We start from the raw sequence: 25396 nt of genomic DNA, 5'->3' as shown, positions 1-25396 counted from the left end.
TATCGGAGTCAGACACCGGTTCGTTGGCGAGCGCGGTGACGCCGGACACTTATTGCCGCGGAGGTGGCAGCGGGATGTATTCGGTTTCATCGCCAGGCACGACCTGGTTGAAGCGGCTGCGTTCCCAGTCGAGCTTGGCTTGCTCGATGCGGTCTTTGCTGCTGGACACGAAGTTCCACCAGACGAAGCGCGGCCCGTCCAGGGGCTCGCCGCCCAGTATTGCAAATCGCGCCGTTTCCCGTGCCTTGATTTCGACCGGTTTTCCAGCGGCGAAAACCAGCAGCTGCCCCGGCTGATGGCTTTGGCCATCGACTTCGACCACGCCGCTGCTCAGGTATGCTGCGCGCTCTTCATGTTCGGCGGGCACGACCACGGTGGCGCCCGGCTGCAGCACGATATCTCCGAAGAACAGCGGCGACAGGGTGCGTACTGCGGAAGTCTGGCCGAATATCGAACCGGCCACCACGCGCGCCTGTACGCCCTCGCCTTCTATCAGCGGTTGCGCGTCGAGGCCGTAATGCACGAAGCCCGGATCGGTTTCTTCGTGCCGGCTGGGTAGCCCCACCCACAGCTGCAAGCCCCACAGCCGTTGGCCTGCGTCCCGCTGCGGCGGTGGCGTGCGTTCGGAATGGACGATGCCCCGCCCCGCTGTCATCCAGTTGAGCTCGCCAGGACGGATTTCCTGGACATGCCCGGCGCTGTCCCGGTGCATCATCGCGCCTTCGTACAGATACGTGACAGTCGACAGGCCGATATGCGGATGGGGACGCACGTCGACGCCTGCGCCGGGGTCGAACAGGGCCGGGCCCATCTCGTCCAGAAAGACAAACGGACCTACCGTGCGCCGCTGGGCGGAAGGCAAGGCGCGCCGCACTTCCAGGCCGCCGCCCAGGTCGCTGGTGCGCGGAACAATCAGGGTTTCGATACTGGACATGATGATTTCCTCTTCGGAAAAGACGCCTCTGGAAATGCGCCGGCCTGCGCCAGCGCCGCCACGCTTACGGTAAATCGAATACCAACACGTCGGCCTGCCTGCCGTCGCTGATGCGCACGGCCGCCTCGTCGGTCAGGGCCACCGCATCGCCGGCGGACAGTTCCACGCCGTTGACGGTCGCCTGGCCGCGCGCGATATGCACCCAGGCGCGACGCCCGGGCGCGAGCGACAGTTCGGCCTGTTCGCCGCCATCGAACAAACCCACGTACAACCGTGCATCCTGGTGGATGCGCATCGACCCATCAGCCCCGTCTGGCGACACCACCTGGCGCAACCGGCCCCGCTTTTCGCTTTCGGGAACGCGCTGCTCTTCGTATTCCGGCGCGATGCCCGTAACGTCGGGCTCGATCCAGATCTGCAGCAAATGGGTGTGCCGGTCGTCCAGCGGATTGAACTCGGAATGCATTACGCCGCGCCCTGCGCTCATGCGCTGCACGTCGCCAGGCCGGATGGTCGATCCGCTGCCCATGCTGTCTTTGTGCGCGACGGCGCCTTCCAGCACATAGGTAATGATCTCCATATCGCGGTGACCGTGCGTGCCGAAGCCGCGGCCCGGCGCGATGCGGTCGTCGTTGATCACGCGCAGCGGCCCGAACCCCATGTGCGCCGGGTCGTAATAGTTGGCAAACGAAAAGGTATGGTAGCTGTCCAGCCAGCCGTGGTTGGCATGGCCTCGTTCATGGCTACGGCGCAAAGTCAGCATGATCGACTCCTTTGAAAATTTTGAACTGGCGGCGCTGACCGCATGCACAGCAACGCCGCTGATAAGACGTATTGTGGGTGGAGTTCACTGACTTGTGGATGAAGCCGTTTGATGAGAGCATTCAATTTATTTGAATGATTTTTCCATGCAAGCAATAACGCCCGAACTGCTGTACATGGTAGACGCCATCGCCCGCCACGGCAGCTTTGCAAAAGCGGCGCGGGAACTCGGCAAAGTGCCCTCTGCCGTCACGTACGCGGTGCGCAAGCTCGAAGACGCCCTGGATGTACTTCTGTTTGATCGCAGCGGCCATCGCGCGCAACTGACTCCGGCGGGCCAGACGCTGCTGCAGGACGGACGCCAGGTATTGCAATCGCTCGATGCCCTGGCCGGCAGGGTCAAGCGGGTGGCCACCGGCTGGGAACTGGAACTGCGCGTGGCGGTAAACACGATACTGCCCCTGCCCCCGCTGTACGACGTCATCCGCGAGTTTCGCGAGGCTGCGTCCGTCACGACGTTACGCCTGTCCACCGAGGTGCTGGGCGGCAACTGGGATGCGCTGGCCAGCGGGCGCGCCGACCTTGTGATCGGCGCGGATGCGAATGGCGCCGCGCCAGCGGCTTACCGCTCGCATGCCATGGGCGAGGTCCAGTTCGGTTTTTGTGTGTCGCCGGACCATCCGCTGGCCTTGCTGGGCCGGCCCTTGCAGGCAAGCGACATCGCGGCGTATTGCGCCGTGGTGGTCGCTGATACGTCGCGCCACCTTCCCCCCCTGACGCGGGGCTTGCTGAACAGGCAGCCGCTGATTGTGATGCCCACCATGCAGGCCAAGATCGACGCACAGGTACGCGGCCTGGGCTGCGGATACCTGCCCTTGACGCTGGCCGCGCCCTACATCGTGCGCGGCGAGCTGGTCGAGTGCCAGATTGTCGATGGCGTGCCCATGACGGAACAGCTGGTGTATGCCTGGCGCGACCAGGCGCCGGGCGCGGCATTGAAATGGTGGCTGCAGAAGCTGCGTTCGCCCCGCCTGTGCGAAAGCCTGCTGGGACTACAGCAGGCCGGCTGAACAATGCCCGTTGTGCGTCGGCGCACGCCGCCCTACTCTTCGATGCCCAGTTCCCGCAGCTTGCGCGTAATGGTATTGCGGCCGATGCCCAGGCGGCTGGCCGCCTCTACGCGGCGGCCCCGGCTGGCATCCAGGGCGCTTTGCAGCAGGATGCGCTCGAACTGACGCGTCAGGGTTGCCATCACGGCCGGCTCGCCGCGCTGCAGCCGTTGCTGCGCATCGCGCAGCAACGCTGTCTGCCAGTCGGCGCCTTCGACGCGCGCCAGGGGCGCGGCAGGCGGCGCCGTGCCCGCCGGGAAGCCGCCCTGCACGGCCACCGCGACGCCGCTTACGGATGCTTGCGGTTGCAGCTGCGTGGCACGGATTTCGGGAGGCAGGTCGGCGGGCTCGATGGTCTGGCCCGGCGCCATCACGGTAAGCCAGTGGCAGAAGTTTTCGAGCTGGCGCACATTGCCGGGAAACTCGAAACGCTGCAGCGCCGCCATCGCGTCCGGCGTCAGCCGCTTGACCGGCACGCCCAGCGAGCGCGCACTGGCTGCCAGAAAATGGCTGGCCAGCGAAGGAATATCTTCGACACGCTCGCGCAACGGCGGCAGGCGCAAGCGGATAACGTTCAAACGGTGGAACAGATCTTCACGGAACAGGCCTTGCTCGACGCGCTGTTCCAGCGGCTGGTGCGTCGCCGCCACGATGCGCACGTCGACCCGAACGGGCTGCGCGCCGCCTACCCGGTAGAAACTGCCTTCGGCCAGCACACGCAGCAGCCGGGTCTGCAGCTCGATCGGCATGTCGCCGATTTCGTCCAGGAACAGGGTGCCCCCGTGCGCCTCTTCGAAACGGCCGCGGCGCAGCGTGTTGGCGCCGGTGAACGCACCGCGTTCATGGCCGAACAGCTCGGCTTCGAGCAGGTCGCGCGGAATGGCCGCCGCATTCAGGGCAACGAAAGGCCCGCCGGCCCTCGCCCCATGGCCGTGCAGCGCCCGCGCCACCAACTCCTTGCCGGTGCCCGATTCGCCGGTGATCAGCACCGTGACTTTCGATTGCGCCAGCCGGCCGATGGCGCGGAATACTTCCTGCATGGCAGTGGAAGATGACTGCGTCATCATCCACCGCTCGCCGCCGGGGCCGGGTTCGCCGGTGTCCATGTCGCTGGAGCGATCATCGTGCGGCGCCGATTCATTGACCGCGCGCTCGATCAGTTCCACCGCCTCGTTGACGTCGAACGGCTTGGCCAGATAGTCGAAGGCGCCGCCCTGGAAAGCCGATACCGTGCTGTCCAGGTCGGCGAACGCGGTCATGACGATGACGGGCAGGCGGGGATGGCGTTCTTTAATCTGGCGCAGCAGGTCCAGCCCGCTGCCGCCGGGCATGCGTATGTCGGATACCAAGGCGGCCGGCGCCTGGTCGTCCAGCGCTTCAAGCACGTCGCGCGCCTGCGAGAAACTGCGGGTGGGAATGCCGGCCCTGGCCAGCGCTTTTTCAAGTACCCACCGTATGGCCTGGTCGTCGTCAACGATCCATACTAGGTTGCTCATAGAGGGTGCTCCATGGGCAGGATCAGACGGAATTCAGTGTGCCTGGGACGGGATTCGAACTCGATGATGCCTCCGTGCTGCTGCACAAAATCCTGGGCCAGGCTCAGGCCCAGGCCGGTACCGCCAGGACGGGCCGTCACAAGCGGATGAAAGATGCGGTCCCGGATCGAATCGGGAACGCCGGGCCCGTTGTCGATGACGGACAGCACCAGGGCCAGGCGATGCTGCCGGTGCGCCAGCATCACCTGGCGCGCAACCCGTGTGCGCAGAGTGACCTGGCCAGCGGGGATATCGGGGCCTGTGGCCTGTTGCGAGAGTTCCTGCGCGGCGTTGCGCACCACATTAAGTACTGCCTGGATCAGGCGGGCGGCGTCGCCACGCAGGTCGGGCACGGATGCGTCGTAGTCGCGCACCAGGGTGATTCGGTCGCGAAATTCGGCCTGGATCAGCGCGCAGACGCGCTCGCAGACTTCGTGAATGTTGACGGACTGGGTATGCAATGGCACACGCTGAGGGCCGCTCAGGCGATCCACCAGCACCTGCAGGCGGTCGGCCTCCGAAATAATGACCTGCGTGTATTCGGCCAACGCCGCGTTGGGCAGCTCGGCCTCGAGCAACTGCGCAGCGCCGCGCAGCCCGCCCAGGGGGTTCTTGACTTCGTGGGCCAGGTTGCGCAGCAGTTCGCGGTGCGCTTCGATCTCTTCAACCAGCCGATGATTGCGGTCGGCCAATACGCGCTGCTCGATCTCGCGCGCTTCGATCAATACAGGCCAATCCTGGCTGGCCAATGATACGGTGGTGACGGAAACCTCGACAGACTCGCTGGCGCGGCGCACGGATGACAGCTGACGCACATCGGCAAACTGACCCGCGACGGCACGGTCGATGGAAGACTGCAGGTTCTCGGGATGGTCAAACAGCTTGGCTGCGGCCAGCCCCTTCAGTTGTCTGCGGGAACGGCCGAACAGGTCTTCTGCAGCCGCATTGGCATGTTCGACATGCCCGCGTCCGTTCAGCAGCAGAATGGCCGTGGCCAAAAGATCAAACGCTTCGACATTCATCATTCGCGGCACCTGGGGAAACGCACCAAGGGACTCTCAAGCCCACCAGCCCGCCATTGTTCGGGACGCACAGCGCTATGGTCGCCAGTGCCCGGGCCCCAAGGAACTCCAGACACCGCGCCCATCAGATGGCGCCGGCAAGCCCCGGTGCCTGACGCCCAACGGGGCAGACACCGGAACCCGCCTTGCCAGCTAGATCACAGGCTGTAGTACATGTCGAACTCGACCGGATGAGTCGTCATGCGCAGGCGCTGAACTTCACCTTCCTTCAGGGCCAGGTAGGCGTCGATCATGTCGTTGCTGAACACACCGCCGCGGGTCAGGAACTCGCGGTCTTTGTCCAGCGCCTCGAGCGCCTGGTCGAGCGATGCGCAGACGGTCGGGATCTTCGCGTCTTCTTCCGGCGGCAGGTCGTACAGGTTCTTGTCGGCGGGGTCGCCGGGGTGGATCTTGTTCTGCACGCCGTCCAGGCCGGCCATCATCAGGGCCGAGAAAGCCAGGTAGGGGTTGGCCAGCGGATCCGGGAAGCGGGTTTCGATACGGCGCGCCTTGGGGTTGCCGACGTAGGGGATGCGGATCGAGGCCGAGCGGTTGCGGGCCGAGTAGGCCAGCTTGACCGGCGCTTCGAAGTGCGGCACCAGGCGCTTGTACGAGTTGGTGCCCGGGTTGGTGATGGCGTTGAGCGCACGCGCGTGCTTGATGATGCCGCCGATGTAGTACATGGCGAACTCGGACAGGCCCGCGTAGCCGTTGCCCGCAAACAGGTTCTGGCCATCTTTCCAGATGGACTGGTGCACGTGCATGCCGGAACCGTTGTCGCCGACCACGGGCTTGGGCATGAACGTGGCGGTCTTGCCGTAGGCGTGCGCGACGTTGTGCACGACGTATTTCAGGATCTGGTTCCAGTCGGCGCGGCGCACCAGCGTATTGAACTTGGTGCCGATCTCGAGCTGGCCGGGGCCGGCAACTTCGTGGTGGTGCACTTCGACCGGCACACCCATTTGTTCGAGCAGCAGGCACATCTCGGAACGCATGTCCTGGAAGGAATCGACCGGGGGCACGGGGAAATACCCGCCCTTGACCGCCGGGCGATGGCCGGTGTTGCCGCCTTCGAATTCAATGGCCGACGACCACGAGGCCTCTTCGGACTTGATCTTCACGAAGGTGCCCGACATGTCCGTGTTCCAGGTCACGCCGTCGAACACGAAGAATTCGGGCTCGGGACCGAAGTAGGCGGTGTCGCCCAGGCCGGAAGACTTCAGGTAGGCTTCGGCGCGCTTGGCCAGCGAACGCGGATCGCGGTCGTACCCTTTCAGGTCCGAGGGCTCGACCACGTCGCAGCTGAAGATCAGCGTCGGCTCTTCGCGGAACGGATCGAGGTTTGCGGTGTCCAGGTCGGGAATGAGCAGCATGTCGGAAGCTTCGATGCCCTTCCAGCCCGGGATGGACGAACCGTCGAAAGCCTGGCCGCTTTCCAGCTTGTCTTCATCGATGGCCGAGGTGGGCACCGACACGTGATGCTCACGACCCGCAGTGTCGGTGAAGCGGAAATCAACAAACTTGACTTCTTGGTCGGCGATCTGTTTCAGGATGTCTTTCGGGCTTGCCATGTCATCTCCATTGATAAAAGCGCCGCGGTGTACGCTGTTCCGGCCGGCACGTACCCCAATAAAGCAAGATGCATGCCAAGACCCAACTCAGGGCATGAGCTCAGATATGCGCATTGAAAGGGGCATTATGCACCATACCGGTGCGCACTGCGATGTCTTGGTGCACAATTTTGGTGCAATACATGCACCGTATTGCAGCGTTACAGGAAGATTTCCTGTAAGTCGTTCAGGAAGCGCCAGCCCAGGGGGGTGGCGCGGATTCGCGCAGGGTCTGCATCGAGCAGCCCTCGCTCGGTGGCCGTTTGCAGGCGCTTGGCGATGGCGGCCAGCGACACGCCCGTACGGTCGGTAAACGAACTGGCCGCGACGCCTTCTTTAAGGCGCAAGGCGTTGAGCATGAATTCGAACGGCAATTCGTCGGACGGAACGCTGCGGTTCTCGGCAACATGGGTGCCATCCCGCGCCACGGCAGCGGCCATCCAGGATTCGGGGTTGCGCAGCCGCGCCTGCCGCACGATGCGGTCGTGAAACGACAGCTTGCCGTGCGCGCCAGGCCCCAAGCCCAGATAATCGCCGAATTCCCAATAATTGAGGTTGTGGCGGCACCGGGCGCCCGGCCGCGCATAGGCGGACACTTCGTAGCGCTGCAGGCCCGCTGACGCCAGGGTTTCTTCGACCGCGTCCTGCATGGCAGCGCTCAGGTCGTCATCGGGAACCTCGGGTGGATACTTGGCAAATACGGTATTGGGTTCAAGCGTCAGGTGATACAGCGACAGATGTTCCGTGCCGAACGACAGGGCCTGGCGCAGATCCTGGACACAGCCGTCCAGGTCTTGACCGGGCAACGCGAACATGACGTCCAGGTTGACCCGCGCGACAGCGCGCTGGGCCATATCGATGGCCGCGCGGGCCTGGGCGGCATCATGGATGCGGCCCAGCTTCTTCAATTGGGCATCATCGAAGCTCTGGATCCCCAGCGACAACCGATTGACGCCGCTGGCGGCATAGTCGCGCAAGCGCGCCGCCTCGGCGGCGCCGGGATTCGCCTCCATGGTGATTTCGGCATCAGGCAGCAGGTTCAGGCAGGCGCGCAGCATCGCCAACAGTTCGTCAAGCGCGGCGGCCGACAACAGACTGGGCGTGCCTCCGCCCAGGAAAACCGATATGACCTGCCTGCCCCAGACCAACGGCAGCGCCTGCTCCAGATCCGCCCGCAAGGCGTCCAGGTAGGCACGCTCGGGAAGCTCGGCGGGCATCGCATGCGAATTGAAGTCGCAATACGGACATTTGCGCACGCACCAAGGCACGTGTACGTACACAGACAAGGGCGGCAGGCTCGTCAGCGTGGCGCCCGGCGGCACCACCGTGCGCGCAGTAGCGCTCGAGCCCGCGGGCCGGATAGGTATGGTAGTGGCCACGACTTACCTATGCGGTGATGCCAGCCTGTCGAGCAACTGGGCCAGCCCCCGGGCGCGATGGCTGACCCGGTTTTTCTCGGCCGGATCCAGCTCGGCCGCAGTTCGGCCCAGCTCGGGCAGCAGAAAATGCGGATCGTAGCCAAAGCCATGCAGGCCCCGCGGAGCATCGACGATCTGGCCGTGCCACAGGCCTTCGCCTATGAGCGGACAGGGGTCGTCGTGGGTGCGCACCAGCACCAGCAGCGCGACATACGACGCCCTGCGGTCGGCCCCCCCTGCCAGGTTGCGGACCAGCAAGGCATTATTGGCGGCGTCGCTGCGTTCGGCCGCTGGGTCGGCCAACTGCGCATAGCGCGCGGAATATACGCCGGGCGCCCCGCCCAAGGCGGGCACGCACAGCCCGGAATCGTCGGCCAGCGCAGGCAGCCCGGTCAGCCGGCTGGCATGACGCGCCTTGGCCAGCGCGTTCTCGACGAAGGTGACATGCGGCTCTTCGGCTTCAGGCACGCCGAGTTCGCCCTGGGGAACGAGCGCGATCCCCAAGGGGGCGAACAGGGCCGAGAACTCACGCAGTTTGCCCGGGTTATTGGAAGCCAGGACGACCCGGCCGTAGGGGAAATCGATGCTGTTCGGATCCATGCCGCCATTGTAGTCCGGGGCCAGGGGGCCTCTGTGCCGGGGCGGCGGCGCCGAGCGTGGCGCCCGCCCTGGCGTGGCGCCTATTTTTCGCGTTCCGGCACGTCGGCCACCAGCATGTCGAGCAGTTCGCGCGCAAACGCCGGCAGGGCATCGCGGTTGCGCACGCAGATCTGCAGTTCGCGCAGGGCCCAGTCGTCGATCAGGGGCACGATGGCCACGTTCAGCCCGCGCGCATAGCGCAACGCCACCGACTCGGGAATGACGCCTATTCCCACGCCGCTTTCTATCATGCGGCACACGGCCTCGAAGTTGCCCACCTCTACCCGGAACTTGAAGGTGCGCCCCAGCGCCGCCGCGGCCTGTAACAGGAAGGGGTGGATGGCGCTCCATTCGGACAGGCCGACGTAATCGTTGCCCAGCGTATCGGCAAACGCGACGGCGGACTCGCCAGCCAGCGGATGCCCGGCCGGGGTGACCACCACCAGGCGATCTTTGCGGTAGGGAATGAACTGCAGATTCTGGTCTGCCGTATAGCCGGCCACGATGCCCAGGTCGGCCGAACCCTCGGCCACGGCGCGCACGATCAGGTAGCTCAGGCGTTCGCGCAGTTCGACGTTGACGTCCGGGTGGGCCGCCAGGAAGCGGCTGAGAACGGCTGGCATGAACTCGGTCATGGCCGTGGTGTTGGCCAACACCCGCACGTGGCCCTTTACGCCGCGCGCAAATTCCTGCATGTCGCCGCGCAGCTGCTCGATTTGCCGCATCACGGTGCGCGCATGGCGCGTCAGGGCCTCGCCCGAAGGAGTCAGCGTGACACCCTGGCTGGTGCGATACAGCAGCTGCGTACCGAAGTGCTCTTCGAGGTTCTTGATGCGCGTACTGGCCGCCGGCAGCGACAGATGCGTTTTTTCGGCACCGCGGGTAAGGCTGTGCCAGTCGCCGATATGTACTATCAACTGCAGATCGGTCAGATCAAAATGCCCGGCCATGTATTCCTCTTGTTCGGCAAATGCTAACCCGGTATTAAGCAATCATAAATTGGCAAGCGCGCCCGGGTTGCGGCAAAGTGCCGGATTATCCGTAGGCCTCATCATAGAACCCCGAATCATGTCTGACACCAATACGCAATTCCAGGACATCCGCGAAGCCGTCCGCGACCTTTGCTCGCAGTTTTCCGGCGAATACTTCCGGAAAATCGACGAACAGCGCGGCTACCCCGAAGAATTCGTCAACGCGCTGACCGAAGCCGGCTGGCTGGCGGCACTGATTCCCCAGGAATATGGCGGCTCGGGCCTGGGCCTGACCGAAGCGTCGGTCATTATGGAGGAAATCAACCGCAGCGGCGGCAACTCGGGCGTGTGCCACGGCCAGATGTACAACATGGGCACCCTGCTGCGCCATGGCTCCGAAGCGCAAAAGCGCGAGTTCCTGCCGCGCATCGCAAGCGGCGAACTGCGCCTGCAATCGATGGGCGTCACCGAGCCCACCACCGGCACCGACACCACCAAGATCAAGACCACCGCCGTGCGTCGCGGCGACCGCTACGTAATCAATGGGCAGAAGGTCTGGATCTCGCGGGTACAACATTCCGACTACATGATCCTGCTGGCCCGCACCACGCCGCTGGAACAGGTCACCCGCAAATCCGAGGGCATGTCGATTTTCCTGGTTGACCTGCACCACGCCGTCAAGAATGGCCTGGAAGTGCGGCCCATTCCCAACATGGTCAACCATGAAACCAACGAGCTGTTCTTCGACAACCTGGAAATTCCCGTCGAGAACCTGATCGGCGAAGAAGGCAAGGGTTTCAAGTACATCCTGGACGGCCTGAACGCCGAACGCACGCTGATCGCCGCCGAATGCATCGGCGACGGCTACTGGTTTATCGACAAGGTGACGGCATACGCCAAGGAGCGCGTAGTGTTCGGCCGCCCCATCGGCCAGAACCAGGGCGTGCAATTTCCCATTTCGCGCGCCTACATCAACGTCGAGGCGGCCAGCCTGATGCGCTACGAAGCCTGCCGCCTGTTTGACGCCCACCAGCCGTGCGGCGCCCAGGCAAACATGGCCAAGCTGCTGGCCGCCGACGCGTCATGGGAAGCGGCCAACGCCTGCCTGCAGTTCCATGGCGGCTTCGGCTTTGCCAATGAATACGATGTCGAGCGCAAATTCCGCGAAACCCGCCTGTACCAGGTTGCCCCGATTTCCACCAACCTGATTCTTGCCTATGTGGCCGAGCACGTGCTGGGCCTGCCCCGTTCATTCTGATGACTATGGCCGACCACCACTCCCACCCCAGCGCCGCGCTCGCGGAATTCGCCGCCAACCTGCGCTTTGAAGATATCCCTGCCGCCGTATTGCGGCGAGCCGAAGACCTGCTGCTTGACTGCCTGGGTTCGATACTGGCGGGCGCGGGCGCGCGGGCGGTGCAGGCCATCGAGCGCTATGCGGCGGCCATGGGGCCATCCGACGGGCCATCGCAAGTACTGATCACGCGGCGGCAGACCTCGCCATTGTTCGCCGCCATGGTCAACGCTGCGGCGGCACACGTGGTGGAACAAGACGACGTGCACAACGGTTCGGTGTTCCACCCTGCCGCCGTGGTGTTTCCGCCCGCGCTGGCGGTAGCCCAGGCGCTGGGCAGCTCGGGCAAGGACCTGCTCGTGGCTTCGGTGGCGGGCTACGAAGTGGGCATACGCGTAGGCGAATTCCTGGGGCGCTCGCACTACAAGATCTTCCACACCACCGGCACGGTGGGCACGCTGGCGGCGGCCGTCACGGTGGGCCGGCTGCTGGGCCTGAGTGCCGAACAGATGCTGCACGCCCTGGGCTCGGCCGGCACGCAGGCCGCCGGCTTGTGGGAATTCCTGCGCGATGCGGCCGATTCCAAGCAATTGCACACTGCCAAGGCGGCGGCCGACGGCCTGACCGCGGCCTACCTTGCCCAGGAAGGCTTCACGGGGGCGCGGCGCATCCTGGAAGGCGCCCAGGGCATGGCCGCCGGCATGTCCAGTGACGCGGACCCTGCTCGCCTGCTGGATCGCCTGGGCCAGCGCTGGGCCCTGGCGGAAACGTCATTCAAGTTCCATGCGTCGTGCCGTCACACACATCCCGCGGCAGACGCGCTGCAGTCGGCCATGCGCGAGCATGATCTGCGCGCCGAGGACCTGGCCGAAGTCATCGCGCATGTGCACCAGGGCGCCATTGACGTGCTGGGCCCGGTGGTCGACCCCAAGACGGTGCATCAATCCAAGTTTTCGATGGGTACGGTGCTGGGGCTGATCGCGCGCAGCGGGCGGGCGGGCCTGGCCGAGTTCGACGCGGCGCTGGGCGACCCGGACATCGCGGCGCTGCGCGGCAAGTTCCGCATGGAACTCGACGCCGAGGTCGACGGCGCCTACCCCGAACGCTGGATCGGCAAGGTCACCGTGCGCACCACCGACGGACGTGTGCTGCACGCGCGGGTCGACGAACCCAAGGGCGATCCAGGCAATACACTGAGTCGTCCGGAGATCGAAGAAAAGACGCTGCAGCTGGGGGTCTATGCACAGGCCGCCACCGAAGCCGAAGTGCGAAGCCTGATCGAATCGGTATGGGGGCTGGAAAACCTGCCGCGCGTGCAATCGCTGCTGCCGGCGAAGTGATGTTTCGCATGTAGGTGTCTGACACCCTCCGGGAGTCAGACACCGGCAATGGATACGCTGTGCAGGTTGGGCGTCTGACACCCCAAAATGTCAGACACCGCGCTCTTCGCATGTAGGTGTCTGACACCCTTCGGGAGTCAGACACCGGCAACGGAGACGCTGCTCAGATTGGTGTCTGACACCCATAGGGTGTCTGCCACCGCCGCTTCGGGAACCGCCCGTCGCGCTGCGATATGGCGGCTTATTGCTTCAGGGCGGTGCGCTGTTGGTGCACCAATTGCGCGATGCCTTGTTCGGCCAGCGCCAGCATGGCGTCCAGCTCGGCGCGGGTGAAGGTAGCGCCTTCGCCGGTGCCCTGCACTTCGACAAATGCGCCCGACCCCGTCATTACGACATTCACGTCAGCCTCGCACGCTGAGTCTTCTTCGTAGTCCAGGTCGAGCACCGGCCGGCCCGACACCAAGCCGACCGAGACGGCCGCCACGGCGTCGCGGATGGGGTTGACGGCCAGGTCTCCACGCTGCATCAACAGCGCCACGGCGTCGGCCGCCGCCACCCAGGCTCCCGTGATGCTGGCGCAGCGCGTGCCGCCGTCTGCCTGCAAGACGTCGCAATCCAGGTGCAGGGTGCGTTCGCCCAGCGCTTTCATATCGAACACGGCGCGCAGGCTGCGACCGATCAGGCGCTGGATTTCCTGGGTGCGCCCGCTTTGCTTGCCGCGCGCCGCCTCGCGGTCGCCGCGCGTATGCGTCGCACGCGGCAGCATGCCGTACTCGGCCGTCACCCAACCTTCGCCGCGGCCTTTCAGAAACGGCGGAACCTTATCGAGCACGCTGGCCGTGCACAGCACGTGCGTGTCGCCCGCGCGCACCAGCACGGACCCTTCTGCATAGCGGGTATAGCTGCGCTGCAGGCTGAACGGGCGCAGTTGGTCGGCCAGGCGGCCCGAGGGACGGGGCACGGCCGAGGCGGAAGTCGAGGTCACGGGGCAGACTCCTTAAAACGGGGATGTTGCGCCGCATTGTACGTGGAGGTTTGAGGTATCCTGCCGGAAACCGGGGCCATGCCCGCCCTGCTCTATTGCTTAATTCACCAGGACATCCTCATGATCCGCAGCATGACTGCTTTCGGCAACGCCCGCGCCGACCTCGAACAGGGCACCCTTGCCCTGGAACTGCGCAGCGTCAACAGCCGCTACCTGGACCTGTACTTTCGCCTGCCCGACGAACTGAGGCATGTCGAAACCCCGCTGCGCGAATTGCTTACCGCGAACCTCGGGCGTGGCAAGGTCGAGGTGCGGGTCTCGTATACGCGCAACGCCGGCGCCGACCTCGCCAAGCTGGACCCGGCCTGGCTTGAGCACCTGGCCGGGCAGTTGCAGGCGGCCCGCGACATACTGCCCGACGTTGCGGCGCCGCGCCTGGCCGAGCTCTTCAACTGGCCGGGGCAGCGCGGCAATGATGCGCTGGATCCGCAGATCTGGGGCGCCGCCTGCCTGCAGGCGGCCAAACAGGCGCTGACCCAATTGCAGGAAGGCCGCGAACGCGAAGGCCAGCGGCTGGCCGCCGCGATGCTGGAATGCGCCCAGGGCGTGGGCCGCATCGTCGAATCCGTTGAAGCACATCTGCCGCAATTATTGGCGGATCACCGTGAAAAGCTCGCGATCAAATTGCGCGAATCCGTAGAGGCGGCCTTTCCCGGCGGCTTCGCGCATATCACCGGCCCCGAGCTTTCCGAACGCCTGGCGCAAGAGGCCAACCTGTTCGCGCTGCGCGTGGATGTCGCCGAAGAACTGGCGCGGCTGCGCTCGCACCTGGAAGAACTGCGCCACCTGCTGGGCGGCGATGAAAAAGCCAAGGCGGGCGGCAAGCGCGGCGGCGGCAGCGCCGGCAAGCGCCTGGATTTTCTGTTCCAGGAAATGAACCGCGAGGCCAATACGCTGGGGTCCAAGGCGGGCAGCATGGACGTCACACGCGCTGCCATGGATCTGAAATTGCTGATCGAGCAGATGCGAGAGCAGGCGCAGAACATTGAATGACGCGGCACTTTCCGGCGCACGGCCTGCATAAGTTCACGCTGTGAAAAAGTACCGCGATTGCCCGATTCAAATCGCGCGGCTTCGGGGATATGGTGAGTCTCTATATTCTAAGAACCAGGAGAGACACTATGTTCAGCAAGTGGGTGGGGGCCGGCATTGCCGGGCTGGCGCTGGCACTGGGCAACGCCGCGCTGGCCGCGCAAGATTATCCCGACAAGCCGGTCAAGTTCATTGTGGCATCGGGCACCGCCAGCAGCCCCGATTCCATCAGCCGCCTCGTGGCCGAAAAATTGTCGGCCAAGTGGGGCCAGCCCGTGGTCATCGAGAACGCCGCCGGCCTGGGCGGCATTATCGGCACGGAACGCGCGTCGCGCGCCACCCCTGATGGCTATACGTTGGTGGTAAGCACCATCGGCGCCATGGCGGTGGGGGTCAGCCTGATGGACAACCTGCCCTACGACCCGGTCAAAGACTTCGAGCCGGTGACCATGCTCATGGCGATGCCCAACCTGTTTGTCGTGCATCCGAGCGTACCCGTGAAGAACTTGCAGGAACTGGTCGCCTATGTAAAGCAGAACCCCGGCAAACTTCGCTATGGGCACCCTGGCATCGGCACCACGCCGCATCTTTCGGCCGAACTGCTCAAGCAGATGACCGGCATCCAGATGGAAGGCATTCCGTACAAGGCCAGCTCGCAGATGACCACCGACTTTCTGTCGGGACAATACGAGGTGTTGTTTCACAACGCCTCGGTGCTGTTGCCCTACGTAAAGGCCGGCAAGGCAACGCTAATGGGCATAACCAGCCCCAAGCGCGTGCGCGCCCTGCCCGATGTGCCTACGGTGGCCGAGGCCGACACCGAATTGGCCGACTTCTCGGTACATGCCTGGTGGGGCCTGCACGCGCCGGCCGGTACGCCCGATGCCATCGTGCAGAAGGCCAGCAAGGACGTCGCCGAAATCCTGGCGCAGGCCGAGGTGACCAAGTGGGTAGAAGACCGGGGCGGTGAAGTGGGCGGCGGCACGCCGCAGGATCTTCGTGCCTACCAGGCCGCCGAGACCGAAAAATGGCGCAAGCTGATCAAGGAAGCCGGGATCAAGGCAAACTAAGACTGCCACGCTGCCTGCCGGCGCCTGATCCGGTTCATGAACCGGGCAGGCGCCGGCTTCCTTTTGCGTGGTCAGGCCGTGCGCCCATTCAATGCATTGGGAAACAGCACGGTATTTTCCAGACGGATATGGTCGACCAGGTCTTGCTTGAAGGTTCGCAGCTCGTCGTATAGCCTGGTCCATGTGCCGCATGCGCCGGCGGGCAGGTTCAGGCCGCCGGTAAGCCTGTCCAGGCGCACCAATGCATCGGCATGCTGGTCGTGTTCCATGCGCATGACGGTAATGGGAGCGCCCGCCTGCGGGCCGCGGCCCTGGGTGATGAGCGGAAACAGTACCTGTTCTTCCTTGCGCATATGGCTTTCGAGCTCTTGCAACATATCGTGCAAGTGCTCGGCGAGGCCCTGCGGGCAATCGGCATGGTCGTCATGCACCTGCTCGACTTTCAGCGCGAGTTCGATGGCCAGGCGCAGTTGCTCGCGATGGCGCTCGTGATAGCGCTGCAGAATGTGCGCAACCAGCTCGGCCAGGGGGGCATTGGACCATTGTTCGGCGGTGGGAGTGGAAATGAGATCAGCGGCTTGGTTCATGAAAACTCCGTCAGAAATTGCCTCTACGCTATAGCGAACGCCATGCCAGGAAAATCTCCTGGAAAATCAAGAGGAAAGTTCCAATACGGTCAAAAATACCCGCCTCGCTCAGGGTTTTTGATACCCCATCAGGGTAGACTTCACCCTTATGGAAACGCTATTGATCGCGGATCTGGTTGCCGATTTGCCCCCCGCCGTGCGCTCGCAACGGCTGGTATCCAGCCTGCGCGCACATTTCGGCTGCGGCGCCGTGGCTTTGCTGCGGCTTGAAGAAGATCACCTGCGGCCCGTCGCGGTGGACGGCCTGGTGCAGGACGCGCTGGGCCGCCGGTATGCGGTCAGCCAGCATCCCCGGCTGGCTGCCATTCTCAGCCGGCGCACCGTTACTTGCTTTCACCACGACAGCGACCTGCCCGACCCATACGACGGCCTGCTGGCTGATGTGCCAGGCCCATTACCGGTGCACGACTGTATGGGCGTCAGCCTGCATATAGAGGGCCAGCCATGGGGTGTGCTGACTTTGGACGCCTTGCAGGTAGGCGCCTTCGGCGCAGAGGCGCGCGCCGAGCTGCAGCGCCTGGCCACGCTTGTGGAAGCCGCCGTGCGTACCACGCGCCTGGAAGCGGAGATCCGCGCGCTGCGGGCTGTGCGCGGGCCGGCAGCCGGCGATGCCGCCGCGAATGTGGCCGCCGCAGAAGTGTTGGGACAAAGCCCCGCCATTGCCCACCTGCTGCATGAGCTGCAAGTGGTGGCCGATTCCGAATTGCCCGTGCTGCTCCTGGGCGAAACAGGGGTGGGCAAGGAACTGTTTGCGCATCGGCTGCACCGCTTGTCTCGGCGGCACGCACGTCCGCTGGTGCATGTAAATTGCGCGGCGCTGCCGGAATCGCTGGCAGAAAGCGAATTGTTCGGCCACGCCAAAGGCGCGTTCTCGGGCGCCATCACGGAACGGCCGGGCCGTTTCGAGGCCGCCAACCACGGCACGCTGTTCCTGGACGAAGTGGGCGAGCTGCCGTTGCCGGTGCAGGCGAAATTGCTGCGCGTCCTGCAGAACGGCGAGATCCAGCGCCTGGGCGACGATCGGCCGCGCCATGTCGATGTTCGTATCGTGGCGGCCACCAATCGCAACTTGCGCGACCTGGTCAGCGTAGGCGCATTCCGTGCGGACCTTTATCATCGCCTTTCGGTATACCCCATCCCCATCCCTCCTTTGCGCGATCGCGGCGATGATGTGTTGTTGCTGGCCGGCCGCTTCCTGGAAATCAACCGCGCCCGTCTCGGGTTGCGCAGCCTGAGGCTTTCGGGCACAGCCCAGGACGCACTGCGCCGCTATCGATGGCCGGGCAATGTGCGCGAACTGGAACATGTGATCAGCCGCGCCACCATCAAGGCGGTGAGTCGCGGCTTGCGCGCCAATGAAATCGTTACCCTGGAAGCCGGGCTGCTGGACCTGGACGGCCCGCCGCCCTCGCCCGCCCTGCCCGCGCCAGGGGTCGTCGAGGCCGCCGAGGGCCTGACCCTGCGCCAGGCGGTCGACGACGCGCAACGGGCAAGCATCCGTGTAGCGCTGGCTCGCCATGGCGGCAATTGGGCGCGGGCGGCGCGCGCGCTGGACATCGATTCGAGCAACCTGCACAAGCTGGCGCGCCGGCTCGGACTGAAGCAATAGCGAAGAACGGGTCGCCGGGCGGGCTCGGCGGCTTGTTCAGCCCGCAGCCTGGCGCAGCAGCCGGACCACCGATTGCGCCTCTTCCACGCTGTCAAATGGCACCGGGAATGAGCCGTCTTCATGTGCCGTCTGGATGCGCGGAATAGCCACCAGTCTGCCGCGGATGCTTAGCAGCAAGTAGTTGCCGATAGCGGCCCTTGTCACCTGCGCCAGTTTTTCCGACCCGCGCTGATTGAATTCAAAGCGCAGAAATACCTGGCCCCGACTGTCTTGGACGGGAATCACCTGGCGCAGGTCGGCCTGTGTGAACACCGGCTGGCGCGCCGCGTACAGGCTGACCTGGGGATTCGGCTGCACACGCGCCAGGCCCTCGGCGGGTTGCAGTTGCGCCAGGTGAAACGTCACGACAGGCGCCCCATTGACCGCGGGTTGCGCCATCGCCGCGCCGCCCGCCGTGCTGCCGGCGGGGGTTGCGGCTTGCGTTGCTGCAGCCACGCGGTCGCCGCGAGGCGGCGCGGCGTGCTGGCATGCCGTGAGCGCGATCAGCCCTATTGCAGCAGCCACGCTGCTCGTCAATCGTCGTGCGAAGGTGGTTTTCATCAAACAGCCCCTTATCGCTCGACCGTCCCCGCGCGCTGCAGAGCGGTGGCGATTTCGGCAATGCGAGTCTGTCCGGCCGGCGCGAGCGTCGCGCCGCCGAACCCGAACGACACATCGCTGCCCAAAGTGAAATTCCGGGATGAAAGCCTGGCGGCCGCGCCTGTGGGGCGGCAGTCGTCTGGCGCCCAATAGAAGCTGCGTGCGATCTTGTCATCGTCGAACAGCACTTTGAATTGGCAAGTGCGCACGCCCTGTGGGGTATGGAAGTGGAACAGGTAGTCCCACTCGCGCACCTGGAAGCCTTCGGCGAAATGCGGACGGCCGACAAGATCGTATACCTGGTCGCGGGTCGCGCCCGGCTGCAGCTGGGCAAGATTCTGCAGATTGGGATATGTGCCGGATTCGAGCGCGACCTTGGCGCGATCCGGAAAAACTGGCTGCTGCGTCGTGCCGTCGCGGCTGACATTGCTCAACGTGCCGCATCCGGCCAGCAACACGGCGGCTGCGCCGCAGGCAAGCCACGTCGTGCGGGGGGTAGTAGCGGTTTTCATGCATTGTTCCTTTGAGATCGAGTGTGGCTCATATCCGCCGCGCCGTGCGAAGGCGATCGCGGCGGCCCCGGGCGGCCGCACCGGGGTCACGTCCTGGCCCGGCTTACCATTGGTAGCCCACCCCTACCGCGCCGCCATAATCGCCACGCGAGTTGGTATTGCCCGACAGCTTCAGTACCCACTTGCCGTTGTCGGATACGGTTGAAACGCCCAAGGCAAAGCCCGATTCGCCGTTATAGGTTCCGCCCGCGACCGCCGCCATGCTCTTGCCGGGCAAGTACGCCTGCGGAAGACCGGCGGTCGCCATGGCCGCCGCTACCCCAGCACTGAGCTTGTTGTTCAGCCGGCTCATGTCGCCCTTGACCTGGTTGATCTGGTTCTGCAGGCTGCCGGTGGCCGACTGCAGCTGGCCCAGGTTGACCGCATCGGTAGGCGCCGTGCCGGCGGCGACATTGGTGATCTTTTTATTGTTCATGTTGATGCCGCCCTGATTGATCGTGGGGCCGTTCTCGATCGCGACTTCCTTGGCTCTTACCGTATCGGCCTTGACTTCCTTGGCCGTAACCGAATTGACCGTGATGTCTTGCGACATGCTTACCTTGATCGTGTTGTTGCCGTCCGCCGAGGTACTGCGGGTGATCTCGACGTTGTCGCCGTTGACGAATTCGACCGTCTTGCCTGGCGCAACCTTGGAGGCTCCGTCGCCATTGGCTTCGATCTGCCAGCCGGCGTTGGCGATTTGCTCGACGTTCTCGATCTTGTCCGTCAGGTCGTTGTTTACGCCGTTCAGGGCGTCGTTGACATTGTTGTAGGTCTTACTGCCCACGTTCAGTTCCGTCACCAGCTTGCCGTTTTCATATTTCGAATTGCCGCCCAGCGCATCGGCCACCTGCGTGCCCTGCTCGTGCAGTTGAGCGCCGTTCACCGCATCGGTACTGGTTTCCGAAATCTCGCCCTGGGCCAGATTCGTGATCTTCGTGCCGCCGGTCTTGCCGCCATCGGTCGAGACGTCGCCCTCGAGCGTAATCGAGCTCTTCGGATCACCGATGTTGCCGTCATACTTCACGGCGCGATCGTTCAGGTCGGAGACGTTCTGCTCAACGTCGCGCAGCTGGCTGACGTTGACCGCGTCGGTGGGATCGGTGCCGGCCGCGACATTGGTGATCTTGAACCCACCGGCGTTGATGCCGGTGCTGGCCGAGATGATGACATTGCCGGCGCGCAGCCCGTCATTGCCGACGAACACGTTGCTGCCTACACCGAGGCCCGCGGCAGTCAAGGTGACGTCGTCTCCGACCTTCACCCCGCTGTCATCGAGTACGGTGTCGCCTGCCGTAACGGAGTCGACGACCAAGTCGGGATTCAGGTTTACCTTGACGTCATTGCCGTTCTTGGCGATGACCACGTTGCCGTCGTCGTTGGCGAAGTCGACCACTTCGCCAGGCTTGACCTGCGTCTGGTCGCCCGCCGCGTTCCCGTTGACCGACAACTGCCATCCCGTACGCGCAACATTTTCAATGCCCTTGAGCTGGCTGACGTTGACGGCATCGGTGTCGTTCACCCCCGCCGCCACATTGACGATGGCGCTGCCGCCTGCGTCGATGCCGCTATGGGTGATGCTGGGGCCGCCTGTGATAGTCAGCCCGCTGGACGCCAGGGTGGCATCGCCGAGCTTGATACTGCCGTCTGGCCCCAGGTCCAGGTTGCGGGCCAGCGCGATCTTCACGCCGCCTGCGGTAGTCTCGGTACGGATATTCGCATCCGCGCCGGTAAACGATACCGCCTCGCCGAGTTTGCGTTCCAGCGGGGCGCCCGCGTCGGCCGTAAAGCTCAGCGGCCTGTTGGCCAGTTCGGTCAGCTGGTCCACGTTCACCGCGTCGGTGCCCGCCTCGCCCCGGGCCACATTGGTGACCTTGTTGCCGCCCATGTTCACCGTGGTGTTGCCACCCACGGCGAGCTCGCCCGGCCTGACCACCAGCGTGTTGTTGCCCAGGTTGGTCGTGCCGCCCACGCTCAGGTTGTTGGACACCGTCACGTTGGACACGTTGATCTGGTCGGCCAGCGCAAACTTCACGTCCGCGTCGGCCGCGCCCTTGCTGATCACGATGTTGCCGTCGCTGGATGCCAGGTCCACGGTGGCGCCCGGCGCGACATTGGATGGGTTGCCGCCTTCGGCGGTCAGGTTCCACCCCGCATTGGCGACGTTCTCCACGACCTTGAGCTGATCCACGTTAACCGCATCGGTGCCATTGACGCCCGCCGCCACGTTGGTGATGGTCTTGCCGCCCGCGTTGATGCCGCCGGTTGTCACACTGGGGCCATTGGCAATGACCAGCCCCGTGTTGCCCAGGGCCACGTTCGGGCCCACCGCCACGCCGGCGTTATTGATCACCGTATCGCCCATCTTCACGCTGCCCGTCGTGCCCAGATCGAGGTTCTTCTTGAGCGCATAGTCAATGACGGTATTGCCATTGGCCGACGTCCGCGTAACGGTAAGGTTGTTCTCGCCATTGGCCAGGCCGATATCTACCGTGTTCCCCTGGCCGGTGCTGACGTGGGTCGCCGCATCGCCATCGGTGCGCACGTTCCACCCTGTTGCCTTCAGTTGCGCGACGTTGACCGCGTCCGTGTCGGCGGTACCTGCCGCCACGCCGGTTATCTGGCGTCGCGTGCCGTTGCCGCCCACGGCCACCGCGCCCGTCGTGCTGCGAGTGGCGACGATGGCATTGTTGGCGGCCGTGGCGTTGCCATTGGGCTGATAGCCGATCACGTTGGCGCCCGCTGCCGATTGACTGCCGCTGCCCAGGGCGACGCCGCCCGCGACAGTGACACTGGCCCGGTTGCCCATGATGAACGCGTCGGCCACCGCCAGCGAGTTGCCGTTGCCGATGATGCGGCTTCCGGCGGCGGCGCTGCCCAGCGTATTGTCGTTGCCGAACGCACCGGCATTGCCAGCCGCCACCAGATTGGCGTTGCCCACCACCTGGGTGTCATTGCCGCTGACCGTATTGCTGTTGCCCGTGGCGCCGGATCCTGCGCCGTTGATCGCATTGGCAGCGCCCAACGCCAGGCCTTTCTCTGCGGTGACGGAATTGCCTGCGCCCAGCGCGCTGGCCTGCCTGCCGCTTACTGCCGAACCATCGCCAATTGCCAGTGCCTGCTCTGCCGTGGCGCTGGCGGCGCGGCCCAGCGAGGTCGCGTTCTTCGCATTTGCCAGGGCGCCCGTGCCGATGGCTATGGCATCGACGTTATTGGCGATCTCGTCGGGGCGCGGCGCGGCCTGGCCTGCCTGCGCGCCACGACCCATCGCGATGCCGTTCTGTGCATAGCCCTTGGCGTTCGTGCCGGATGCGATGGCGCTTTCCCCCGATGCGATGGCATTCGTGCCGCTGGCCGACGCGTCTGCCGCGGATGCATGGGCATTGCTGCCCACGGCCGTGGCATCGCGCGCCGAAGCTTCGGCGTTATAACCCTGGGCGATGCCGCGCACATCGGAAGCAAGGGCGCTCTGGCCTATTGCCACGCCATTGTCGGCTGTCGATTCTGCTTCTGTGCCGATGACGACCGAGTTGTCGACAGTCTGGCCCGGGCTCTTGATGTCGGCCTGGGCATTGGTGCCGATGACGATCGAGTTGTCTCCCTGGCTGCGCGCCGAGTCGCCGATCGCCACGCCGCTCTCGCCGTAGGCAAAGGAGTTGTTGCCTACCACCGTCGTATTGGCGCCCAGGGCATTGGTGTTGTAGCCCAGCGCCACTGCCCGGTCAGACTGGGAATAAGCCTGGTGGCCCATCGCCAGCGAGGAATTGCCCAGTGCGCTGGCCACGGGGCCGATGGCCATGGCGTCGTAGCCGGTTGCGCTCGTATTGCCGCGATTGCCCGGCAGGCTGGAATTCACGCTGTAGTAGCGAGCCGCATTGGCATCGATGGTTTCGTTCAATTGCTGCAGGTTCACGGCCTCGCCCGCGCTCTTGGCGGCCGCCACATTCAGTGTGCCGTCCGCGTTGTACTTGGCGGCTTCGGGCGGCAGCACGCTGATGCCGCCGCTGGTAACAGCGCCCAGCGCGTCGACTACGGTGTTGTACTTGTGCTCCACCCCTCCGGCGTCCACCAGGGTGATTTCGCTGTAGGCGCCGTCGGGTCCAACCGCCACCTGGCCACCTACCAGGTCAGCGACCTTTTGCTGCGCATTGCGCAGCTGCCCCACGTTGACCGCGTCGTAGGTCGCCGACCCGTCTGCCACGTTGACAATGCGACGCTTGCTGCCTGTAGCGGTATTGCCCACCGACACCACACTGCCACCGGGGAAAGTGCTGCCGGTCAGATAGCCCACGCCGTTGGCGTCGCTGGCCAGCGCAGCCGAATTCGCGCCCAGCGCCACGCCGGCTCCGTCGGAAACCGCATTCTTGCCCAGCGCGACGCCCTGGCCGCTCGTCACGCGCGCCTGCGTGCCCAGCGCGACCGAGCCTTCGCCTTGCGCGCTGGCCTGGTAGCCCAGGGCCGCCGCGTCGCGCTCAGCGTAGGTGTTCGAGCCCACGGCCGTCGCGTGGTCGACCTCGTTGGCGTTGCGATTGGCCTGGTACCCAATAGCGACGTTCAGGTCGCCGTCTACACCGGCGCCGGCCTGCGAGCCGATCGCGATGTTCTGGTCGCCCTGCACGCCCGAGCCGGCCTCGTAGCCCAGCGCGATGGTCTGATTGCCCACAACGTCCCGGCCCGCACGGGTGCCGATGGCAATGTGCGAAGTCCGGTCATTGCCTGCGGTTCCCAGGGTATTGACGCCCGCGCCGGTGCCCAGCGCGATGCTGTTGGCCGCATGCGCTTGCGCGCCGGTGCCGGCAGCCAGCGCATTGCCGCCCTGCGCACTGGCCGCGCCCAACGCAACCGAGTTCGTGCCGGATGCCGCGGCGTCCGCCCCAACGGCTACCGCGTTGGCGGCGCTGGCATCGGCCCGCGCACCGATAGCCGTAGCCCCGCTGCTGTAGTCGCCGCTTATCGCGGCGTCCGTGCCCATGGCCAGTGCGTCCTCCACGAATTCCGATTCGACCCGCGCCCCGTCGCCAAGCGCAACCGTACCCTTGCCGGCGGCGGCAGCCTGCCGGCCGATCGCGATGGCGCCTTCCCCTTCAGCCTGCGTGCTGGCGCCATCGCCCATGGCGATGCTGGAAGCCCCGGCAGCGCTGGCCGCCGGCCCTACGGCAACGGCTTCCTGGCCGTCGGCCGCCGCGTCAGCCGCAGCGGACTTGACGCGAAAATATTTGACTCCCGAGTACGTCGCAGCAACGCTGCCCAGTCCGAGCTTGGCCAGATGCTGATTGATGGTGTTGACTTCCTGGTTGGTCACAAACAGTTGGCCCCCTGTCACGGCCTCTTTGCTGCCGGCGGCCAGCGAACCGTTCTGCAGGTTGGTGATCCTGGCATTCTGCAAGTCCACGGCCGTCTTGCCCGCGTTGAACTTCACCGCGCTCGCATCCAGCGTCGTGATCGCGGACTGCGCCGCCTGCGCCTTCTGGTCCACTGTGAAAAGCTGGCCGCCGGTGACGGCTTCTTTGCTGCCCGCAGCCACGGCGCCATTCTGCAAGTTGGTGATCCTGGCATTCTGCACGTCGATGGCGGTCTTGCCCGCATTGAACTTCACCGCACTGGCGTCCAGGGCATTGACGGAATCCTGCGCGGCCTGTGCCTTCTGGTCGACGGCGTAAACCTGGCGACCGGTCACGGCCTCGGTACTGGCGGCGTCCAGCGTGGCGTCGGTCAGGCCGGTTACGGTGCCGCCCTGGCTGAACACAATACTGCCGCTGCCGCCATCGAAAACAATTTGATTGCCGTCCCAGCCGCCCGGGTTGGTACTGTCGGGAATCGTCACGTCTGCGTACGAGACGCCTGCCGCGCCCGCCGCCAAGACCGCCAAAGCGGCACGGGACAGCAACCGGGCACCCGACGTACGCTTGCCCCGGGCCTTGACGTTTTCGCCAACAGCAACATAAGTGCCGGTCGATTCGCACCAAACCGTTCGGTAAGTCTTGTTCATGCTGATCTCTACTCTGTCAATGATCGCTGTGATCGCCGGACGCCAAAGTGCGCTGGGGACTGATCTGTTATCGGAAACAGGCAACACGACGCCTACGTCGCATGCAATGGCATGCGACGGTGAATGCATCAAACCTGCGAT

At 64.8% G+C, this 25396-nt stretch carries 19 protein-coding genes; 6 read left to right on the top strand and 13 right to left on the bottom strand.

The window, feature by feature from the left end; translation table 11 throughout:
* Window positions 1-49: 49 nt before the first annotated feature.
* Both CAL19_RS07815 and CAL19_RS07810 read right to left on the bottom strand, forming a co-directional pair.
* Complete coding sequence (locus CAL19_RS07815) at window positions 50-934, bottom strand: pirin family protein (RefSeq protein WP_094796484.1); 885 nt, start codon at window positions 932-934, stop codon at window positions 50-52.
* A gap of 64 nt (window positions 935-998) precedes the next feature.
* Entirely contained in the window at window positions 999-1697 is a 699-nt protein-coding gene (locus tag CAL19_RS07810; protein ID WP_094796483.1) for a pirin family protein, read from the bottom strand.
* Window positions 1698-1842: 145 nt separating this feature from the next.
* Here CAL19_RS07810 and CAL19_RS07805 point away from each other — a divergent pair, with 145 nt between their 5' ends.
* On the top strand, window positions 1843-2766 hold the full coding sequence (locus CAL19_RS07805) for a LysR family transcriptional regulator (protein WP_094796482.1): 924 nt from the start codon (window positions 1843-1845) through the stop codon (window positions 2764-2766).
* Between the two features lie 32 nt (window positions 2767-2798).
* On the opposite strand, the gene ntrC is transcribed toward CAL19_RS07805, so the two are convergent.
* The 6 genes from ntrC to CAL19_RS07775 all read right to left on the bottom strand — a co-directional run bounded on the left by ntrC (window position 2799) and on the right by CAL19_RS07775 (window position 10018).
* Window positions 2799-4301 carry a nitrogen regulation protein NR(I) gene (gene ntrC / locus CAL19_RS07800; protein ID WP_026641300.1) on the bottom strand — a complete coding sequence of 501 codons (1503 nt, stop codon included), beginning with the start codon at window positions 4299-4301 and terminating at the stop codon, window positions 2799-2801.
* Entirely contained in the window at window positions 4298-5362 is a 1065-nt protein-coding gene (glnL, locus tag CAL19_RS07795) for a nitrogen regulation protein NR(II) (RefSeq protein WP_038852714.1), read from the bottom strand. The genes ntrC and glnL overlap by 4 nt, the downstream gene beginning before the upstream one ends.
* A gap of 197 nt (window positions 5363-5559) precedes the next feature.
* Entirely contained in the window at window positions 5560-6972 is a 1413-nt protein-coding gene (glnA, locus tag CAL19_RS07790) for a type I glutamate--ammonia ligase (RefSeq protein WP_026641298.1), read from the bottom strand.
* 200 nt (window positions 6973-7172) lie between these two features.
* Window positions 7173-8390, bottom strand: coding sequence for a radical SAM family heme chaperone HemW (gene hemW / locus CAL19_RS07785; RefSeq protein WP_094796481.1), 1218 nt, complete (start codon window positions 8388-8390; stop codon window positions 7173-7175).
* Between the two features lie 3 nt (window positions 8391-8393).
* Window positions 8394-9029 carry an RdgB/HAM1 family non-canonical purine NTP pyrophosphatase gene (gene rdgB / locus CAL19_RS07780; protein WP_094796480.1) on the bottom strand — a complete coding sequence of 212 codons (636 nt, stop codon included), beginning with the start codon at window positions 9027-9029 and terminating at the stop codon, window positions 8394-8396.
* 80 nt (window positions 9030-9109) lie between these two features.
* The gene (locus CAL19_RS07775; protein ID WP_026641295.1) at window positions 9110-10018 is read right to left on the bottom strand and encodes a LysR substrate-binding domain-containing protein; all 909 of its coding nucleotides are present in this window, start codon (window positions 10016-10018) and stop codon (window positions 9110-9112) included.
* Window positions 10019-10136: 118 nt separating this feature from the next.
* Here CAL19_RS07775 and CAL19_RS07770 point away from each other — a divergent pair, with 118 nt between their 5' ends.
* Both CAL19_RS07770 and CAL19_RS07765 read left to right on the top strand, forming a co-directional pair.
* On the top strand, window positions 10137-11297 hold the full coding sequence (locus CAL19_RS07770) for an acyl-CoA dehydrogenase family protein (protein ID WP_026641294.1): 1161 nt from the start codon (window positions 10137-10139) through the stop codon (window positions 11295-11297).
* Window positions 11297-12673, top strand: coding sequence for an MmgE/PrpD family protein (locus CAL19_RS07765; RefSeq protein ID WP_094796479.1), 1377 nt, complete (start codon window positions 11297-11299; stop codon window positions 12671-12673). Before CAL19_RS07770 ends, CAL19_RS07765 begins: the two co-directional genes overlap by 1 nt.
* A 241-nt stretch (window positions 12674-12914) precedes the next feature.
* Here the strand turns inward: CAL19_RS07765 and rph are convergent, their stop codons facing one another.
* Entirely contained in the window at window positions 12915-13658 is a 744-nt protein-coding gene (gene rph, locus CAL19_RS07760; protein WP_094796478.1) for a ribonuclease PH, read from the bottom strand.
* Between the two features lie 120 nt (window positions 13659-13778).
* On the opposite strand from rph, the gene CAL19_RS07755 reads away from it, so the two are divergent.
* Window positions 13779-14711: a YicC/YloC family endoribonuclease gene (locus CAL19_RS07755; protein ID WP_026641291.1), complete on the top strand. Its 933-nt coding sequence runs from the start codon at window positions 13779-13781 to the stop codon at window positions 14709-14711.
* A gap of 128 nt (window positions 14712-14839) precedes the next feature.
* The gene (locus tag CAL19_RS07750) at window positions 14840-15820 is read left to right on the top strand and encodes a Bug family tripartite tricarboxylate transporter substrate binding protein (protein WP_170941510.1); all 981 of its coding nucleotides are present in this window, start codon (window positions 14840-14842) and stop codon (window positions 15818-15820) included.
* A gap of 71 nt (window positions 15821-15891) precedes the next feature.
* On the opposite strand, the gene CAL19_RS07745 is transcribed toward CAL19_RS07750, so the two are convergent.
* On the bottom strand, window positions 15892-16407 hold the full coding sequence (locus tag CAL19_RS07745; protein WP_094796476.1) for a hemerythrin domain-containing protein: 516 nt from the start codon (window positions 16405-16407) through the stop codon (window positions 15892-15894).
* 148 nt (window positions 16408-16555) lie between these two features.
* On the opposite strand from CAL19_RS07745, the gene norR reads away from it, so the two are divergent.
* Window positions 16556-18076, top strand: a complete 1521-nt coding sequence (norR, locus tag CAL19_RS07740; RefSeq protein WP_094796475.1) for a nitric oxide reductase transcriptional regulator NorR — start codon at window positions 16556-16558, stop codon at window positions 18074-18076.
* Window positions 18077-18112: 36 nt separating this feature from the next.
* Here norR and CAL19_RS07735 read toward each other — a convergent pair whose 3' ends face one another.
* The 3 genes from CAL19_RS07735 to CAL19_RS07725 all read right to left on the bottom strand — a co-directional run bounded on the left by CAL19_RS07735 (window position 18113) and on the right by CAL19_RS07725 (window position 25255).
* Window positions 18113-18676, bottom strand: coding sequence for a SecDF P1 head subdomain-containing protein (locus CAL19_RS07735; protein ID WP_141214365.1), 564 nt, complete (start codon window positions 18674-18676; stop codon window positions 18113-18115).
* A gap of 11 nt (window positions 18677-18687) precedes the next feature.
* Window positions 18688-19227 (bottom strand): outer membrane protein assembly factor BamE, encoded by a 540-nt coding sequence (gene bamE / locus CAL19_RS07730; protein ID WP_081745780.1) that lies wholly within the window; start codon window positions 19225-19227, stop codon window positions 18688-18690.
* A 103-nt stretch (window positions 19228-19330) separates the two neighbouring features.
* Window positions 19331-25255, bottom strand: a complete 5925-nt coding sequence (locus CAL19_RS07725; protein ID WP_170941509.1) for a YadA-like family protein — start codon at window positions 25253-25255, stop codon at window positions 19331-19333.
* Window positions 25256-25396: the final 141 nt, after the last annotated feature.

The organism is Bordetella genomosp. 7 (genome assembly GCF_002261265.1).
GTDB lineage: Bacteria > Pseudomonadota > Gammaproteobacteria > Burkholderiales > Burkholderiaceae_B > Bordetella_A.
This window is presented reverse-complemented; position numbering and strand designations above follow the sequence as displayed.

Coding starts and splice junctions, on each gene's coding strand:
- CAL19_RS07815 (WP_094796484.1), bottom strand. CDS start 934: ATGTCCAGTATCGAAACCCTGATTGTTCCGCGCACCAGCGACCTGGGC.
- CAL19_RS07810 (WP_094796483.1), bottom strand. CDS start 1,697: ATGCTGACTTTGCGCCGTAGCCATGAACGAGGCCATGCCAACCACGGC.
- CAL19_RS07805 (WP_094796482.1), top strand. CDS start 1,843: ATGCAAGCAATAACGCCCGAACTGCTGTACATGGTAGACGCCATCGCC.
- ntrC (WP_026641300.1), bottom strand. CDS start 4,301: ATGAGCAACCTAGTATGGATCGTTGACGACGACCAGGCCATACGGTGG.
- glnL (WP_038852714.1), bottom strand. CDS start 5,362: ATGAATGTCGAAGCGTTTGATCTTTTGGCCACGGCCATTCTGCTGCTG.
- glnA (WP_026641298.1), bottom strand. CDS start 6,972: ATGGCAAGCCCGAAAGACATCCTGAAACAGATCGCCGACCAAGAAGTC.
- rdgB (WP_094796480.1), bottom strand. CDS start 9,029: ATGGATCCGAACAGCATCGATTTCCCCTACGGCCGGGTCGTCCTGGCT.
- CAL19_RS07775 (WP_026641295.1), bottom strand. CDS start 10,018: ATGGCCGGGCATTTTGATCTGACCGATCTGCAGTTGATAGTACATATC.
- CAL19_RS07770 (WP_026641294.1), top strand. CDS start 10,137: ATGTCTGACACCAATACGCAATTCCAGGACATCCGCGAAGCCGTCCGC.
- CAL19_RS07765 (WP_094796479.1), top strand. CDS start 11,297: ATGACTATGGCCGACCACCACTCCCACCCCAGCGCCGCGCTCGCGGAA.
- CAL19_RS07755 (WP_026641291.1), top strand. CDS start 13,779: ATGATCCGCAGCATGACTGCTTTCGGCAACGCCCGCGCCGACCTCGAA.
- CAL19_RS07750 (WP_170941510.1), top strand. CDS start 14,840: ATGTTCAGCAAGTGGGTGGGGGCCGGCATTGCCGGGCTGGCGCTGGCA.
- CAL19_RS07745 (WP_094796476.1), bottom strand. CDS start 16,407: ATGAACCAAGCCGCTGATCTCATTTCCACTCCCACCGCCGAACAATGG.
- norR (WP_094796475.1), top strand. CDS start 16,556: ATGGAAACGCTATTGATCGCGGATCTGGTTGCCGATTTGCCCCCCGCC.
- CAL19_RS07735 (WP_141214365.1), bottom strand. CDS start 18,676: ATGAAAACCACCTTCGCACGACGATTGACGAGCAGCGTGGCTGCTGCA.
- bamE (WP_081745780.1), bottom strand. CDS start 19,227: ATGAAAACCGCTACTACCCCCCGCACGACGTGGCTTGCCTGCGGCGCA.
- CAL19_RS07725 (WP_170941509.1), bottom strand. CDS start 25,255: ATGAACAAGACTTACCGAACGGTTTGGTGCGAATCGACCGGCACTTAT.